General features: G+C 59.2%; 10 protein-coding genes. All 10 read left to right on the forward strand.

Features of this window, described 5'->3' with window-relative positions:
* The first annotated feature begins 28 nt into the window (after nt 1-28).
* Nucleotides 29-2,848 (forward strand): substrate-binding domain-containing protein, encoded by a 2,820-nt coding sequence (locus EU557_RS17560; RefSeq protein ID WP_245326307.1) that lies wholly within the window; start codon nt 29-31, stop codon nt 2,846-2,848.
* Nucleotides 2,849-3,029: 181 nt separating this feature from the next.
* Complete coding sequence (locus EU557_RS17565; protein ID WP_135531783.1) at nt 3,030-3,881, forward strand: carbohydrate kinase family protein; 852 nt, start codon at nt 3,030-3,032, stop codon at nt 3,879-3,881.
* Between the two features lie 112 nt (nt 3,882-3,993).
* On the forward strand, nt 3,994-7,191 hold the full coding sequence (locus EU557_RS17570; RefSeq protein WP_135531784.1) for a SusC/RagA family TonB-linked outer membrane protein: 3,198 nt from the start codon (nt 3,994-3,996) through the stop codon (nt 7,189-7,191).
* Between the two features lie 19 nt (nt 7,192-7,210).
* A complete protein-coding gene (locus EU557_RS17575; protein ID WP_135531785.1) occupies nt 7,211-8,692 on the forward strand; it encodes a RagB/SusD family nutrient uptake outer membrane protein in 1,482 nt (493 codons plus the stop codon).
* A 209-nt stretch (nt 8,693-8,901) separates the two neighbouring features.
* Nucleotides 8,902-10,167 (forward strand): sugar MFS transporter, encoded by a 1,266-nt coding sequence (locus EU557_RS17580; protein WP_135531786.1) that lies wholly within the window; start codon nt 8,902-8,904, stop codon nt 10,165-10,167.
* 57 nt (nt 10,168-10,224) lie between these two features.
* Nucleotides 10,225-11,661: a glycoside hydrolase family 30 protein gene (locus tag EU557_RS17585; protein WP_135531787.1), complete on the forward strand. Its 1,437-nt coding sequence runs from the start codon at nt 10,225-10,227 to the stop codon at nt 11,659-11,661.
* 211 nt (nt 11,662-11,872) lie between these two features.
* Entirely contained in the window at nt 11,873-14,005 is a 2,133-nt protein-coding gene (locus EU557_RS17590; protein WP_135531788.1) for an RICIN domain-containing protein, read from the forward strand.
* 165 nt (nt 14,006-14,170) lie between these two features.
* Complete coding sequence (locus EU557_RS17595; protein WP_135531789.1) at nt 14,171-15,631, forward strand: glycoside hydrolase family 30 protein; 1,461 nt, start codon at nt 14,171-14,173, stop codon at nt 15,629-15,631.
* A gap of 18 nt (nt 15,632-15,649) precedes the next feature.
* On the forward strand, nt 15,650-17,122 hold the full coding sequence (locus EU557_RS17600; RefSeq protein WP_135531790.1) for a glycoside hydrolase family 30 protein: 1,473 nt from the start codon (nt 15,650-15,652) through the stop codon (nt 17,120-17,122).
* A 106-nt stretch (nt 17,123-17,228) separates the two neighbouring features.
* On the forward strand, nt 17,229-18,245 hold the full coding sequence (locus tag EU557_RS17605; RefSeq protein WP_135531791.1) for a LacI family DNA-binding transcriptional regulator: 1,017 nt from the start codon (nt 17,229-17,231) through the stop codon (nt 18,243-18,245).
* Nucleotides 18,246-18,339: the final 94 nt, after the last annotated feature.

An 18,339-nucleotide genomic window follows, 5' to 3' on the forward strand; every position in this document is an offset into this window, starting at 1 on the left:
CTGCCGTACCATATCCCTCAAACATCACGTGAACACACTACCTGTCCTTCGTTTCGGTTGGCTGGTGCTGATGCTTTCCAGCTGCCTGATGCTGGGTGGCTGCTCGAACAAGGAAAAAACCCCGGTATATCGGATTGGCTTTTCCCAATGCAGTATGTCGGGCCCCTGGCGCAAAGCCATGCTCACGGGCATGGAACGCGAGCTTAGCTTCCACCCCGAGGTGGAGCTGCACATGCTTGATGCCCACGACGACAGCCAAAAGCAGCAGGAGCAAATTCGGGAGCTGGTGCAGGAAGGCGTGGATCTGCTCATCGTTTCGCCCTACGAATCGGAGCCCGTTACGCCAGCCGTTGAAGAGGCCTACCGCCGCGGAATCCCAGTCATCCTGCTCGACCGGCGCACCGCTTCCGAACAATACACCGCCTACGTGGGAGGCGATAATGTGGAGGTGGGGCAAACGGCGGCGCGCTACATTGCCCGCCTGCTCAAGCAACGCGGCAACATTCTGGAAATTCTAGGCACGCCGGGCTCCTCCGCTACCTCTGAGCGGCACCAGGGCTTTGTCCAGGGACTTTCGGCTTTCCCTGGCTTACACGTTGTAGCCCAAGTAACCGGCGACTGGACCGTGCGCACCCTCAAGCCTGAGTTGACAAAGGCTCTACAGGCGCACCCCGAAGTGACTATGATCTTCTCCCACAACGACGGGATGGGGCACGGGGCCTATGAGGTGTGTCAGGAGCTTGGGCTGACCAAGCAAGTGCGCATCATTGGCGTTGATGGGTTGCCTGGCGCAGATGAAGGCCTGGACCTAGTGCAGAAGAATATGCTTCATGCGTCCATCCTCTACTCGCCAGGTGGGGAAGAAGCCATTCGTACGGCCCTAAAAGTCCTGAAAAAGGCTCCGTTCAATAAGGAGAACATCCTGGGCACCATCGTTATCGACTCGACGAATGTGCTGACGCTGCAGCAGCAGAACGATAAGGTGATAAGCCAGCAGCAGGATATTGAGCGCCAGCAGGGCCTCTTGCACCGACTGCAACAGACCTATGCCAGCCAGCAGGTGGTACTAAACTGGCTGCTGGTTACGCTGCTGGGAGCGGTGGCCCTAGGAGCAGCAGCTTGGCGCTCTGCCCGCAAAAACCGCCAGATCAATCATCTTCTAGCCCTACAGAACGCAGAAAACGACAAGATCAACCGCCAGCTGGTGCACCAAAATGAGGAGATTCTGCAGCAGCGCAATCAGCTAGAACTGATGGCGGAGCAGGCCCGCGCCGACACCGAGGCTAAGCTGCGCTTCTTTACCAACTTCTCTCACGAGCTGCGCACCCCGCTTACCCTCATTCTGGGCCCGGTAGAAGAGCTACTCACCAGCAGCCCCGACCTGACCGCCCCGCAGCGCCAGGACCTGGCCCTGGTGCGCCGCAACACCCAGCGCCTGCTGCAGCTAGTAAATCAGCTGCTGGACTTCCGCAAAATAGAGGTAGGCAAAATGGAGGTGCGCGCTACCGAGAGCAACCTGGTGGCTTTTGTGCGCGAGATTGTGGATGCCTTCGAGAAGCCGGCCCGCCTGCGCGGGGTAGATCTGCGCTTTCAAGTGGCGCAGCCCGTGCTGATGGCTTGGTTTGATGGCAACATCCTAGATAAGGTTTTCTTTAACCTGCTGAGCAACGCCCTCAAGTTTACGCCCGACCAAGGCCGGATAACTATAAGTTTGCAACCCGCCGATGAAGGCCGCTCCGTGCGGGTAAGCGTGGCCGACACCGGCTATGGCATCAGCCCCCAGGACCAAGGGCACATCTTCGAGTGGTTTTACCAAGGCGAGCAGGGAGCCGTGGCCAAAGGCTCGGGCATGGGCCTTGCGCTGGCCCAGGGCTTGGTAAAGCTGCACCAGGGCCAGTTGACTTTCAGCAGCCAGTCCGGGCAGGGCAGCACGTTTGTGGTAACGTTGCCCCGGGAGCTGCCTGAGGCGCTGCACTCCCACAGCTCTACCGCACCGCTTCAGCTCTCCCTCGACGAGCCAGAACCAATAGCCTCGGGCCTAGGCCAGCAGGTGGGAGAAACCACTCCCGAAACTGCCAGCGAAACCCTAGTGCTGGTAATTGAGGATAACAGCGAGGTAAATGACTTCCTGACCCGCAAGCTCCGGACGGACTTCCGGGTGCAAAGCGCCAGCGACGGCCACACGGGTTTCCGCATGGCCACCGAGCTGATTCCAGATTTGATTGTGTGCGACGTGATGATGCCCGGGCTGAGTGGCCTAGAGGTGGTCACGCAGCTGCGGGCCGACTGGCGCACCTCGCATATTCCGGTGGTGCTGCTCACGGCCCGCACGGCCCCAGAGCAACAGGTGGAAGGCGTGCAGGCCGGCGCCGACCTCTACCTCACCAAGCCGTTCAACCCCACCTTCCTGCTGGAGAGCATCCGTACCCTGCTCGCCAACCGCGCCCGGCAGCGGGAGCACTTCCGGCGGGAGCTGTCTATCGATACCGCCACCGTTGCCACCACCAACCCCGACCAGAAATTTCTGGCCGACCTTACGGCTATTGTGGAGGCTAACCTCACCCGCTCCGACCTGAGCGTAGAAGATATTGCCCGCAGCTTGGGCATCTCCCGGATGCAGCTGTACCGGAAAGTGAAAGCCGTGCTGGGCACCGGCGTTACTGACTTTGTGCAGAACCTACGGCTAACCAAAGCCCGGGAGTTGCTGCTCGACGAGACCCTTACAATTGCCGAGGTGGCCTACGAATTGGGCTTCTCCTCGCCCTCCTATTTCTCGGCCAGCTTTAAGGCCCATTACCAGTTGGCTCCCTCAGAGTTTCGCACTCTGCACATAGCTCCTCACTACTGATACAATTCTGATATCCCTGTTACAATCCTGTTACCGGGCCTCTATGGGGCCCAGTTTTTTGTTTATCTAAATCTTTTTAAATCAAGCTATTACAATTTTTTCATTGATTGAACACATTTTGAAAGATTTGTGAATGCCCTAGGCGGCGCGGAAGTGGACTTTTGCTAACACCACTACCGCCATGAATCCTTCACCCGCCATCGTTTGCATAGGGGAATTCCTCTGGGATATGCTGCCCGACGGCCGCCAGCCCGGAGGTGCGCCCTACAATGTGGCGGTGCAGCTGCAACGGCTAGGCCACTCGGCCCAGCTCATCAGCCGGGTTGGGGAAGATGAGTTAGGGGCCGGACTGCTAACTGTCATGGAGCAGCAGGGCTTAGACCGCCAACTGATTCAGCGCAGCCAGACCCACCTAACGGGTGTGGTAAAAGTGAACCTCACCCCGGGTCCCAGGGTGTACAAGATTGTAGAGCCTGTGGCCTGGGATTACCTGCAGCACACCGACGAGCTGCGTGCTGCCGTGGCCGACGCACGCATGGTAGTTTACGGCTCACTAGCAGCCCGCAGTGCCACCACTCGCGAAACACTGTACCGTCTCCTGCAGGTCGCTCGGTTCAAGGTGTTCGACGTGAACTTGCGTCCGCCGCACTATACCCGCACAGTGGTAAAGTACCTCTTGCGGCAGGCCGACTTGGTAAAGCTCAGCGAGCCGGAACTAGCGGAGATTATGGGGTGGCTAGGCCAGTCGAGTGCTGAAGCCACGGCCCTCCCCTGGCTGGCGGCTCACTTCAACCTGGAGGCCGTGTGCCTGACCAAAGGCTCGGCGGGTGCTACCCTATGGTATCGCAATGAACTAATCAGCGAGGCCGGCCACCCTGCCACCGCCGCTGACTGCCTTGGTGCCAGTGATGCTTTTCTCGCCACTCTGCTCACGCACTGGGGCACTCACAGTGCCACCGAATGCTTGCGCGCGGCAGTAGCGGCCCAGCCACTAGGCCTGGCGCAGCCCGCTCACTCCGACCACTTTCCCTAGGCCTCCTCTTGGGCCTAGCCACTTCTAAGCTTCTTCCCTAATGGCTGCCCTGCATCAACCCAGTGGCAGTTCCCAGATTCCCATCAGTCCCACTTCTTAATCCCCCTCTTCTATGCCGTTTTCACTACAATTCCCACACGGCTCTGGCTTCCGTAGCCGCCTTTGGCTTACGCCAGCGGTGGGCGGTGTGCTCCTTTCGGGCCTAACCCTTGCTCATCCGGCCGCCGCTGCAACAGCCGCCTCCGCTGACACTAAGCGCGATGCCGCAGTGCTGGTAAACAGCCCCGTTAGTGGCCGCGTGGTTGACGCCAAAGGCGAAGGTCTGCCCGGCGTAACGGTGCTGCTGGAAGGCACCACCCTGGGCAGCGCCACCGATGCTACCGGCGCTTTTACCATTGCCAACGTGCCAGCCGGTTCGTACACGCTGGTCATTTCCTCGGTGGGCTTTAACACCCAGCGCCAAGCCATTACTGTGGTTGATGGCCAGCCAACGCAGGTTGCTAGCGTGACTCTCAATGAGGACACTCAGGCCCTGAAGGAAGTAGTAGTAGTAGGCTATGGCACGCTAAGCCGCCAAGAGCTAACCACCTCGGTGGCTTCCGTTTCGGCTCCGCAAATTGAGCGTCAGCGCGTAGCAGGCTTCGACCAAGCTCTGCAAGGCCAGGCGCCCGGCGTACAGGTAACGGCTCCGACGGGTGCTCCCGGCGCGGGCATCAACGTGCGTATTCGGGGTAACAGCTCCATCACCGGCAGCAACTCGCCGTTGTACGTTATCGACGGCGTACCCGTACTCCCTACCTATGACCGAGAGTTGAGCGTGGGCAACCAAAAGCCCAATCCTCTCAACACCATCAACCCTGCCGATATTGAGTCGATTGACGTGCTCAAGGACGGTGCTGCAGCCGCCATTTACGGTGTGCGCGCCGCCAACGGGGTGGTAGTTATTACCACCAAGCGCGGTAAATCGGGCAAACCCCAAGTAGGCCTCAATGCCTACTATGGCGTGCAGGAACTCCGCAAGAAGCTAGACGTACTAGACTCGCGCCAGTTTGCTGAGTACTACAACGAGTCGCAGATCAATGGCGGCGCGGCACCCGGCTTCACTGACCTCAACAACCTGCCCTACAACACTGACTGGCAGGATGAAGTGTACCGCACGGCGGCCATTCAGAACTACCAGCTGAACGTAAGTGGTGGCACCGATAAAACCCGCTATTATGTGGCCGGCGGCTACTTCAAGCAGGACGGTATCATTCTGAACTCCGGCTTCGACCGTTTCAACTTCAAGCTGAACTTCGATCAGCAGGCGGGCACCAAGTTCCGGGTGGGCACCAACATGAACATGAGCCGCACAAACACCAATGGTAGCGTGCGCAGTGAGCTAGGCCTAGGCAACTCGGGCACGGTACTCGGTACGCTGGCTCAGATTCCGACCATCCCGGTGCGCGACGCCAACGGTGTGTACGCCACCAACCCCTTCTCGCTGTCGGACAATCCCGTTGGTAACCTACTCGAGACCAGCAACAAAGCTATTACCAACCAGGTAATCGGCAACCTGTACGGCGAGTACGATATCCTGAAAAACCTGAAGTTCCGCTCGTCACTGGGCATCGATTTCCGGACCCAGCTCGAGAACGAATTTATCACCCGCAACTACCCCGGCACGTCGCGGGCCGATGCTTCTACGCGGGGTAGTGGCCGTACTGGCACCACCCAGCAGACAATTTGGCTGTGGGAAAACACGGTAACCTATAACCCCACCTTGGGCGAGAAGCACAACCTGCAACTGTTGGCTGGCCAGTCGGTGCAAGAGTCAAACCGCTTCGCTTCCAATGCTTCGGTGCGCGGCTATGCTTCCAATGCAGTGCCCTACCTCTCGGCCGGCACGGAGCGCCTTGGCACCAGCAGCTATGAGGAAGAATGGGGCCTGACCAGCTTGTTCGCCCGCGCCATCTATAGCTTCGACGACCGGTACCTGGCCACCCTGAGCTTGCGCCAGGATGGCACCAGCCGCTTCGACCAGCACTATGGCTATTTCCCGGCCGTGGCCCTGGGCTGGCGCATTTCCAAGGAAGCGTTCTTCCCCCAAAACACGCCCATTTCTGATCTGAAACTGCGCGGCAGCTTTGGTATCAATGGTAACCAGGAGCTGGGCTACACTTACCAGCGCTTTAGCTCCTATAGCGCCGGCTCTAACTACGCGGGCAGCGGCGGCACTATCCAGGGTGGCATTCGCCCCGACCGCATCGGTAACCGCGGGTTGAAGTGGGAAACCTCCAAGCAGTATGACCTGGGCCTCGACTTGGGCATGTTCAACGACCGGCTCACGTTCAACTTCGATGCCTACCGTAAGCGCTCAAATAACCTGCTCCTGAGCGTGCCACTTGCTCCCAGCACCGGCGCCGAAATTCTAGATATTATTCAGAACGTAGGTACTGTTGAGAACAAAGGCCTTGAATTTAACCTGGCTACCACCAACGTACAAGGTGAAAACGGCGGCTTTAGCTGGACCACTAACCTAAACGCCTCACTTAACCGCAATAAGGTTATTGACCTGGGCACCTTGGTGAACGACCAGAACCAGGCGGTTCCTCGCACTATTATTGGCGGCAACAGCATCACGCAAAACGGGCAACCGCTGGGCGTGTTCTATGGCCACCAAGTGCAGGGCATCTTCCAGTCGGCGGATGAAATCAAAGCGGCACCCACCCAGCCAGGCAACCCCAAACCGGGTGATATCCGCTTCGTGGACGTGAACGGCGACAACAAGATTGACAACAACGACCGCACCATCATCGGCAACCCCAACCCCAAAGTAATTGGGGGCGTGACCAACACCTTCACGTTCAAGGGCCTTGATCTGAGCGTGTTCTTCCAGGGCAGCTTCGGCAATGACATTTACAATGCCAACCGCCAGGCGCTGGAGTCGTTGACTGGTCCGGTTAACCAGCTCACCACGGTGCTCGACCGTTGGACGCCCACCAACACCAACACCAACATTCCGCGGGCAGTCTTCAACGACCCCAACAACAACGGCCGCTTCTCCTCGCGTTGGATTGAGGATGGTAGCTACTTGCGCCTGAAAAACCTGACCCTGGGCTATACCCTGCCCACCGGCCTCACCAGCAAGGCCCGAGTAGCCAGCCTACGCTTATACGTGAGCGGTCAGAACCTGATTACCTGGACGGACTACTCGGGTTACGACCCAGAAGTAAGCGCCGACCCTTTCTCTTCCACCAGCATCGGTCGCGACTTCGGCGTGTACCCCCAATCCCGCACTTACACTGTTGGCCTGAACGCCACCTTCTAAGCTGAGCTCTGCCCTTCCCATGAAAAAGATACTAATCCCCGTTTTTGCATTGGCTCTGCTAGGTAGCTGCGACGTCTTGGACAAGCAACCTCTGCCAAGTATTGCCCCCGAAAACTTCTTCCAGAACGCCGACGACGCCGAAGCGGCCATCACGGCGGCTTACGATGCCCTACAGGCCACCGGCCTCTACAGCCAAGACCTGGTAGTAGTGGGCGAGATGCCTTCCGATAACTGCACCAGCACCAACGGCGATGTGACCACACTGGACCGCATCAACTGGACGCCCACCACCAGCCAGGTAAACAACATCTGGCGTGCCTCCTACATCGGCATCAACCGCGCCAACGCCGTGCTGAAGTACGTGCCGAACGTGAACATGCCCGCCGAGCGGAAAAACCAAATTCTGGGTGAGGCCTACTTCCTGCGGGCCCTGCACTACTACAACCTGGTGAAGTTGTATGGAGCCGTGCCTCTGCGTCTCGAGCCCACTGAAACCGGTGATCCGGCGGTTGTGGCCCTGCCCCGCACCTCGTCGGAAACGGTGTACGCGCAGATTGTTACCGACCTGACCACAGCCGATGGCCTGGCCCCGGCCACCAACACCAACCGCATTACTAAAGGAGCCGTGAATGCTCTGCTGGCGAAGGTGTACCTCACGCAGCGCCAGTGGGCCCAAGCCGTAACGGCTGCCAACAAGGTGATCAGCTCCGGCACGTACTCGCTGCTGCCCAACTTCAAGGGCTTGTTCCCGGCAGAAAACAAGGCTCCAGAGACTATCCTGGAAGTGCAGAACCAAGGCAACGCCGACGGCAACAACATCCTGCCCGACCTGTTACTGCCCTCTCCTCCCGCAACCTACTCATTCCCGAAATTCAACATTCCGACTGCTGAGTTGCTCCAATTCGCCGATACGTCGTCGGTGCTGCCGGGTGGAACCCGCAAGCCCAACGCTGATAAGCGCTGGACGCTGGTAGGCCGCACCAACGCGGGCCGCGACTACGCCAGCTTCGTGTACAGCACCAGCAGCACGGCCAACGACCGGGGAGCCTTCGTGTACAAGTGGCCCGGTGCACCCAATGCTTTTAACAGCCCCGACAACACCTACATTCTGCGTTACGCCGATGTGCTGTTGATCTACGCAGAGGCGGCTAACGAGCAGGGTGGCCCGTCGGCTGATGTGCTGGACAAGCTTAATCTGATCCGGACTCGGGCTGGTTTGCTCCCCCTGACCTCGGCTTCGCCCCAGTACGCCAGCAAAAAAGCAATGCGTGATGAAATTGACCGTCAGCGCCGCCTGGAGCTCGCCTTTGAGGGTGAGCGGTGGTACGATTTGCTGCGCTACGCCCGCCACAACCAAGTGGAGGCCGGTGCCCATACGATTACGGCGCTGGATCTAATTCAGGAGAAGCTGACGCGCCCGGATGTGAATTACCTGTTGTTCCCCATCCCGCAGGGTGAGATTAACAACAACGCTCAGCTCCAGCAAAACCCTGGTTATTAATCGTTTTCCGGCCCGGCTGTCTGCAAGCTGCCGGGCCGTTTTGGTTACTACTGGCAAGTGGCCTAGAATTCACTAGGCCACTTACTAGATGATTTCGCTCCGCTGAATCCGCTAGAGCCAGCGGAGTTCCTGGGCCGGCCCTGCGATTAGGGGACGCGGGCCGGCCACTCGGGAACCACCCTTCTTTCCTCTCTTCCCCTACTGTTTGTATGGCTGCTCCCATTTCCGCATCCACGTTACCCCGGCCGGAGGCCACCACCGCAGACGGGCAAACCCCGCGCTATACCTCGGCGCTGGCGTCCCTCACGGTGCTGTTTTTCATGATGGGCTTTATTACCTGTCTGAACGACATCCTAATTCCGTATCTCAAGGCTATTTTCAGCCTCAGCTATACTCAAGCCAACTTCATTAACCTCTGCTTCTTCGGGGCCTACTTTGTAATGGGCATTCCGGCGGGCAAGCTGGTGAAGCGTATTGGCTACAAGGGCGGCATGCTCGTGGGCTTTCTGATTGCCGCGCTCGGTGCCTTCCTGTTTTACCCCGCGGCCGAGAGCCGCTCCTATGGTCTGTTTCTGGGCGCGTTGTTCGTGCTGGCTACCGGCGTGGTACTGCTGCAGGTGGCCGGCAACCCCTACGTATCCATACTAGGCCCGGCCCGCTCGGCGCCAGCCCGCCTTACGCTCACGCAGGCCTTTAACTCCCTGGGCACCACGGTAGCACCTTTGCTGGGTGCAGCCCTGATCCTGTCGAACCTGCCCGATTTGGAGTCGGCCTCTACGGCTGCCATTGATGTGCGGGCTGTGCAGGTGCCTTACCTGTGCATTGGGGCCGTGCTCATTGTCATTAGCGTGCTGCTAGGCCTGCTTAAGCTGCCCAAGATTACCCTCGAGCAGACCGAGGAAGACCCTAACCGTCGGGCGTGGCATTACCGCCACTTGGTATTCGGTGTGATTGGCATTTTCGCCTACGTGGGTGGTGAGGTAGCCATTGGCTCGCACATCGTTAGCTACCTAGGCCACCCCGATATCATGGGTCTGTCGCCCAAACTGGCCGGCGACAAGGTGGCCTACTACTGGGGTGGCGCCATGGTGGGCCGCTTCCTGGGCGCTTACCTGCTCAACAAGTTTAACCCCGGCCGCCTGTTGGCCTTCAATGCCGTTGGGGCCGTGGTGCTGGTGCTCATCTCTATCAGCACGCGCGGTGAAGTAGCCATGTGGAGCCTGCTGGCCGTGGGCCTAATGAACTCCATCATGTTTGCTACCATCTTCACCTTAGCCGTAGCGGGCTTGGGCTCCAACACCGAAGAAGCTTCGGGCCTACTGAACGTGGGTATTGTGGGCGGGGCCGTAGTGCCACTGCTCTTTGGGCTGGTGGCCGATGCCAGCTCCCTGCGTTGGGCCTTTGTGCTGCCCATTCTGTGCTACGTGTACATCTTGTGGTATGGCCTACGGGGCCACCGCCCAAGCCAGGCCTAATCCTTCTGTATTATCCGGAGCCATCAAGCTCCTCCCTCCTTTCACCACCCGTTCTGCATGTCCCTGCTCTCCAAACAAACTCTCTCCCTGGCTCTGCTGCTGGGCTTAGGCCTGGGCACCAGCTGCCAGCGCATACCCCAGTCCGGCACTTCGTCGGCATCTGTTAAGAAAGGCACCGCGGCTTTTTGGCTTACTAATCCTGATAAGTCAGTGCTGTTCCAGTCGCAAACGGCTCCCACCTGGACTACCAACGCCGCAACGGGCGCCGTCATTGAAGTAGACGACAAGCAGACGTTCCAAACCATTGATGGCTTTGGCTATTGCCTGACGGGCGGCAGCGCCGAGCTGTTGCACCGCATGACGCCTGCGGCCCGGACGGCCATCCTGAAGGAACTGTTCGCTACCGATGGCAACAATATTGGGGTGAGCTACCTGCGCCTGAGCATTGGGGCCTCTGACCTCGATGCCACTGTGTTCAGCTACGATGACTTGCCCGAGGGGCAGACTGACCCCACGCTGGCGAAGTTCAGCCTGGCGCCCGATAAGCAGCACCTGATTCCGGTGCTCAAGGAGATTCTGGCCATTAACCCCAGCATCAAGATTCTCGGTTCGCCCTGGTCTCCGCCTACCTGGATGAAGACCAACGGCAACTCCAAGGGCGGCTCGCTGAAGCCCGAGTTTTACGACGCGTATGCCCGCTACTTTGCCAAGTACGTGCAGGGCATGAAGGCCGAGGGAATCCGAATTGATGCTATTACGGTGCAGAACGAGCCCCTTCACCCCGGCAACAACCCCAGCCTGCTCATGCTGGCCGAGCAGCAGGCCGAGTTTGTGAAGAAGAACCTGGGCCCCACGTTCAAGAAGGAGAAAATCGACACGAAGATTATCGTGTACGACCACAACGCCGACCGCCCCGATTACCCTCTGACCATCCTCAACGACTCCGAGGCTAAGCAGTACGTGGATGGCTCGGCCTTTCACCTCTATGCCGGCCCCATTGATGCCCTGAGCAAGGTGCACGACGCTCACCCCGACAAAAACCTCTACTTCACGGAGCAGTGGGTGGGATCGAAAAGTCAGTTCGCCGAGAACCTGCCCTGGCACATGCGCACGCTCATCATTGGCGCTACCCGCAACTGGGCCCGCACCGTGCTGGAGTGGAACCTGGCCGCCGATCCGCAGCAGAACCCCCACACGCCCGGCGGCTGCACCGAGTGCCGTGGTGCCCTCACCCTCGATGGCAACAACGTAACCCGCGAGGATGCCTATTACATCATTGCCCACGCCAGCAAATTCGTGCGGCCCGGCTCCGTGCGCATTGGCTCCACCACCTCCGAAACCCTGCCCAATGTGGCCTACAAAACGCCCAGCGGCCAGCGCGTGGTAATTGTGCAGAACAACTCCAAAGAAACCCAGGCCTTTAGCCTTCGCCACGCGGGCAAGACCCTCAGCACCACGCTCAACGCGGGTGCCGCCGGTACCTACGTGTGGTAAACCCGCTTTCCCTATTATCGGCTAGGCCACTAGCAGTGGCCTAGCCGATAAAAAATAGTACCCCCGACCTGATTACCTCTTCTCGGCCAGCTCCCCGCTCCGGGAAGAATTAAGCGCTCAAAGCGGAGCCACCTACTCTGCCACTCTCGCTGACTCTCCGGCCTCCCAAGGGCCCGTTAGTACTTTTTATCACAACCAAAACCCCACCACCATGAACACCAGTACTTTTTGGAGCACCCGAGTGCCCCGCGCCCTCAAAGGCCTTGCGCTGCTGGCCGGCATCGGCCTAGGCCACTCTGCCAACGCCCAGAGCTTCTTGCGCGCCGACGGCGGCCGCATTGTGAATGCCAGCAACCAGGAGGTTATCCTCAACGGCATGAACCTGGGCAACTGGGCCGTGCAGGAGGGCTACATGATGAAAGTGGGTTGGCCCGGCCTCGATGGCAAGCAAACCCAGGGCAAGGTGAAGAAGACCCTCTACAACGCCGGCATGAGCGATGCGGCCGTGGAGACCTTCTACCAGAACTACCGCGCCAATTTCATCACCAAGCCCGACATTGACTACATCGCCAGCAAGGGCTTTAACTGCATTCGGCTGCCCCTGCACTACGAGCTGTTCCTGACGCCTTCGCAGCGGGCCGTGCGCAACAGCGTGATGCGCGGCACCGTCACCTACGACTCCTACGTGAGCCAGCTGACGGGCTGGTATAATAACAATCAGCTCTTCACCGACGCCAACAACATGGCGGCGCTGGCCATGATTGACAACGTGCTGGCCTGGGCCCAGGCTAACCAGATGTACGTGGTGCTGGACATGCACGCCGTACCCGGCTCGCAGGGTACTGATGCCAACATTGCCGACCAGATTGTGGCCAACGACCTCTGGAACCGCCAGATCAACCAGGACGTGCTCAACCGGCTGTGGGCCTTTGTGTCGAATCGGTACAAGAATGACTCGCGGGTGGCCATGTACGACCTGATTAACGAGCCCAACAACTACCCCAATAACCAGAAGATTCACGACGTATTTCAGCGCCTGATTACCACCGTTCGGGGGCAGGGCGACAACCACCTGATTCTGGTAGAGGGCAACGGCTGGGGCAACGACTACAACTACATGGAGCCGTTTACCTTCTCTAACCGCACCAACCTGGTCTACAACTCGCACCGCTACAGCGGCACGGGCTACGAGATGGACAATGGCGTGAACTCCACTGGCGGCGGGGCCAACGACCTGCGCTTCATTGGCAACCTGCGCAACTTCCGCACGACCCACAATGTGCCCATTTGGGTGGGCGAAACCGGCGAGAACACCGACACCTGGATGCGCGACGCCGCCAAAAACCTCAACTCGGTGGGCATTGGCTGGTGCCACTGGACCTACAAGCGTTTCGAGGACCGTAGCAACCCTGCCTTCATGCACATCAACCCGCCCTATGTGGTAGATGGGCCTGCAGGACTGAACCAGGTGCTCACCAACATTCTGTTTGCGAACTGCGTGCCCAACACCACCGTGGCGGCCGTCTCGCCGAACCAGAACGGCATTGTCAACTACCCCGGCGGCGGCAACTATAATGGTACTGGTGGAGCCACCAGCAGCGGCCCCGCCATCGGCCGTATCTACGAAATCAGCTCCAAGAATGGCGGCAAGGCCTTGGAGGTATCGGCTAGCTCCCAGGCCAATGGTGGCCGGGTGCAGCAGTGGGGCTGGGTAAGCGCGGCCAATCAGAAGTGGAAGCTGGTAGACGTGGGCAGCGGCTACGTGCGCATTGTGAACCTGAACAGCAACAAGAGCCTGGACGTGGCCGGCCCGAGCGCCGCTGATGGTGCCCTGACCCACCAGTGGGACTGGCTGACCCAAGACAGCCAATACTGGCAAATCATCAGCAATGGCGACGGCACCTACCGCATCATCAATAAGTACAGTGGCAAGGCTTTGGATGTGCAGGACAACTCCACCGCCGATGGAGCAGCAGTGCAGCAGTGGACCTACAGCGGGGGCAACAACCAGCGTTGGTACTTCTCAGATCAGGGTGCCGCGGCCCGCCTGACCTTGGCTACTACCTCGGCGGCCAGCGCCGCTACCGATGCCCGTCTGCAGGTGTATCCCACCCTGGCCAACTCCGAGTTGAACCTGAGCTACAACGCGCCGGCTAGCCAGCGCCTGCAGCTGCGCTTGCTGGATTTGACCGGCCGGGTAATCAGCAGCCAGGCCGACCGCGCCGTAACCGCCGGCCAGAACCTACTCACGGTGCCAGTGGCCGCAGTGCGCGCCGGCACTTACCTCGTGCAGGTTGACACTCCCGAGGGCCTGCTGGTTCGCCGGGTAGTAGTAGCTCATTAATCTGAAACCCATCAGCCCCGGCCGTGGGTCGGGGCTGCTCTTTCTTTTTCTCTATCGATTAGAACCTGTACTCCATTGCCTGCTGCTCTGCCGGACCTCTGCCCCCACTGGCCTAGCGCCCCCAGACAGCTCACCACATCATTCTTCTGCTACTCCTATCCTTCCATGAAGATCCTTCCATCTCATTTTCCTAAGAATGCTGCGGCGGTGTTGCTGCTAGGCCTGGCGGCCAGCTGCGGCGGCGGCAGCACCCCCGACCCTACCCCCACTCCACCAACTCCACCGGTACCGCCCGTAACGGCTGGTCCCTCGCAGGTGGCCGCCTGGACTACCACCAGTGACAGGAGTACGCTGTTTTACAAGAGCACCCTACCCCTCAACTTTCAGGCCTCCGTAGGCCAGAATCCCACCATCACGGTGGATACCACCCAAGTCTACCAAACCATTGATGGCTTTGGCTACACGCTTACCGGCGGCAGTGCCCAGCTCATCAACCAGATGAGCGCCACCGACCGGGCCACGCTACTGAAGGAGCTGTTTGCCACCGACGGCAATAACATTGGGACCAGCTACCTGCGCATCAGCATTGGGGCATCAGACCTGGATGCCCAGCCGTTTACCTACGACGAAACGGCTACCCCCGACCCCACCCTGGCCCAGTTCAGCCTGGCCCCCGATAAGGTAAACCTGATTCCGGTGCTCAAGGAGATTCTGGCCATCAACCCCACCATCAAGATCCTGGGCTCGCCTTGGACGGCCCCCACCTGGATGAAGAGCAACAACAGCTTCGTGGGTGGCACGCTGAAGCCCGAGTACTACGGAACGTACGCTCAGTACTTTGTAAAATATCTGCAGGCTATGCAGGCCGAAGGTATCCGGATCGATGCCGTGACGCTGCAGAACGAGCCCCTGAACCCTTACAACAACCCCAGCATGGAGATGTCGGCCCAGCAGCAGGCCACCTTCATTCGCGACCATGTGGGGCCGGCGTTTAAGGCGGCAGGCCTTGCCACCAAAATCATCCTCTACGACCACAACCTTGACCGCGCCGATTACCCCATGACGGTGCTGCAGGATGCGCAGGCTCGGCAGTACGTCGACGGCTCAGCCTTTCACCTGTACGCGGGCAGCATCTCGGCAATGACCAACGTGCATGACGCCTTCCCTGATAAGGCCGTGTACTTTACAGAACAGTGGACGGAAGGCCCCGGCAGTTTTGCGGGCGACTTCAACTGGCACATGAATAACCTCATCATTGGGGCTACGCGCAACTGGAGCCGCAACGTGCTGGAATGGAATCTGGCCTCTGACCCCGGCTACGGTCCGCACACGCCCGGCGGCTGCACCAAGTGCATGGGTGCCATTACCATTAGCGGCAACACCGTGACCCGCAACACCGCCTACTACACGGTGGCCCACGCGGCCAAGTTTGTGCGGCCCGGCTCCCAGCGCATCGATTCTAACGTGCCGAGTGGCCTACAGAACGTGGCGTTTAAAAATCCGGAGGGCAAGAAAGTCCTCATTGTGCTTAACACGGGCGGTGCCCAAACTTTCGACATCAAATACCGGGGCAAGGTAGCCACGACTCAACTGGCTTCGGGAGCCGTTGGGACCTACATCTGGTAACTTTTTTACTTCTTACGCATGCATAAGTTTCTGATTGCCGCGGCGCTGGCGTCCACTCTTGGCACCACTGCCACGGCCCAAAAAGTATCTTCTTCCAAGTCCACGTCTTCGTCGTACTCGGCGGTGGGCAAGCAGGTGCAGGTATACACCACCGCCGACAACTCACAGCTGCGCCTCTCGGCCACGGATAAGCTCACCTTCTCGGCCCAGCCTCAGCCGCTGGAAACGCAACCCACGGTGTTCGTGGACCCCAATCACTCCTTCCAGACCCTGATTGGCATTGGTGGCGCCCTGACCGATGCTTCCGCCGAAACCTTCGCTAAGCTGCCCAAGGCCCAGCAGCAAGAGTTTATGCGGGCCTACTACAGCCCCACCCAGGGCATTGGCTACACGCTGGGCCGCACCAACATCAACAGCACCGACTTCGGTAGTGACAGCTACACCTACATAGCCGACGGCGATAAGACGCTGAAGACCTTCAGCGTGAAGCACGATGAGCAGTACCGGATTCCCTTCATCAAGCAGGCCATTGCGGCGGCGGGCGGCAAGCTCACGATGTACGTGAGCCCCTGGAGCCCCCCGGCTTGGATGAAGGACACTAAGAACATGCTGAAGGGCGGCAAGCTGCTGCCCGAGTACCGCCAGCTTTGGGCCGACTACTACGTCAAGTTCATTAAGGAATATGAGCGGCAAGGCATTCCCATTTGGGGCCTGACGGTGCAGAACGAGCCCATGGCCGTGCAGAAGTGGGAATCATGCATTTTCACCGCTGAAGAGGAGCGCGACTTTGTGAAAGGCTACCTGGGCCCCACCCTGAAAAAAGGGGGCCTCGGCGACCGGAAGCTCATTGGCTGGGACCACAACCGCGACCTGATGTACCAGCGCGCATCGACCCTCTTCGATGACCCAGAGGCGAGTAAGTACTACTGGGGGCTGGGCTACCACTGGTATGAGACGTGGACGGGCTCGGGCATGCAGTTCGACAACCTGCGTCGCGTGCACGAGACCTACCCCAACAAGCACTTGATCTTCACCGAGGGCTGCATCGAGAAGTTCCAGTTCAGCAATATCAACGACTGGAAGCTGGGCGAACAGTACGGCCACTCCATGATCAATGACTTCAACGCCGGCACCGAGGCCTGGACCGACTGGAACATCTTGCTCGATGAGACCGGCGGGCCCAACCACGTGGGCAACTTCTGCTACGCCCCGCTCATCGGCGACACGAAGACGGGCAAGCTGCTCTACACCAACATCTACTACTACATCGGCCACTTCAGCAAGTTCATTCGGCCCGGAGCCAAGCGTATAGCCACCGCCGCCAGCCGCGACGTGCTGCAGACCACGGCCTTCCAGAACCCCGATGGCTCGGTAGCGGTGGTGGTGATGAACCAAACGGAGAAGGAGCAGCCCTTCCACCTCTGGATCAAGGGCCAAGCCGCCCAGACCAGCAGCCGCCCCCACTCCATTATGACCCTGCTCGTTAACTAACTGAGCTCTCCTTCCTAGGCCTCTGCACTCCTCGTTTGTGCAGAGGCTTTTGGCTTTTTTAAGCGTACCTTCCTCAGGCTCCTTGGCCTGACTTTCACGTTACAATATGCCTCCAGTTAGCTTGAAAGTACTTGCGCGGGAACTCAACCTTTCCGTGTCGGCAGTGTCGAGGGCGCTCAACGACCGCAGCGACATTGCCCAGCACACCAAGGACCGGGTGCGGGCCCTGGCAAGCAAGCTTAATTACGAGCCTAACCCCTACGCCAGCAGTTTGCGGGGAACCAAAACCAAAACCATCGGCATCATTATTCCGGCCGTGCACAACCACTTCTTCTCGTTGGCCATCAATGGCATTGAAGAGGTAGCCCGAGAGAATGATTTCCACGTGTTGATTTCCTTGACTCACGAGGAGCCTGAGCAGGAAGCCTCCATCATTCAGGTGCTGGCCGGCGGACGAGTAGATGGCGTGCTGCTCTCAACGGCCCGCAACAGCCAGGCCAGCACCCACCTGAACGTGCTGCGCGACCGGGGCATTCCGGTGGTATTTTTTGACCGGGTGTATGAGGACCTGCCCACGGCTACCGTCACCACCGACGACTACGCCAGCGGCTACCAGGCCACCCGCCACCTGCTAGAGGCCGGCTGCCGCACCGTGGCTCACCTCACCATTTCCGACACGCTCTCTATCGGGAAGCGCCGATTGCAAGGCTACGTGGCAGCTCTGCAGGATTGGGGACTGGCCTACGAAGAGGAATTGGTACTACAGGGGCACGCCAACGAAGCCCTAAACACTCCGCTGATTGAGGCGCTGCTGCGTAAGCGCCCAGAAATTGACGGCATTTTTGCCTCGGTAGAAATGCTGGCCATGAGCAGCTATGAGGCTTGCCGCAACCTAGGCCTCTCCATCCCGGAGGATGTGAAAGTGATTGGGTTTTCCAACCTAGAAATTGCTTCACTGCTTAATCCGCCGCTCACCACCATTACTCAGCCCGCCTACGCCATTGGTCGGGAGGCCGCCCGCTTGCTGTTTCGGGCCATTCAGGAGAACGTGCATCTGTTACCCGCTGACAGCGTGGAGTTAAAGTCGGAGCTGAGCAGTAGGCGGTCAACGGCCCGCCTGTAGTAAAGTGGCCTAGTGGCCACGGTGCCCACATCTTGTCCCGCATGCCCGAGCTAGCACTGGCCTAGTAACTCAACCGTAGGGTGCCTGTGGGACG

Origin of the sequence: Hymenobacter wooponensis, assembly GCF_004745865.1 — a bacterium.
GTDB classification, from domain to species: domain Bacteria; phylum Bacteroidota; class Bacteroidia; order Cytophagales; family Hymenobacteraceae; genus Hymenobacter; species Hymenobacter wooponensis.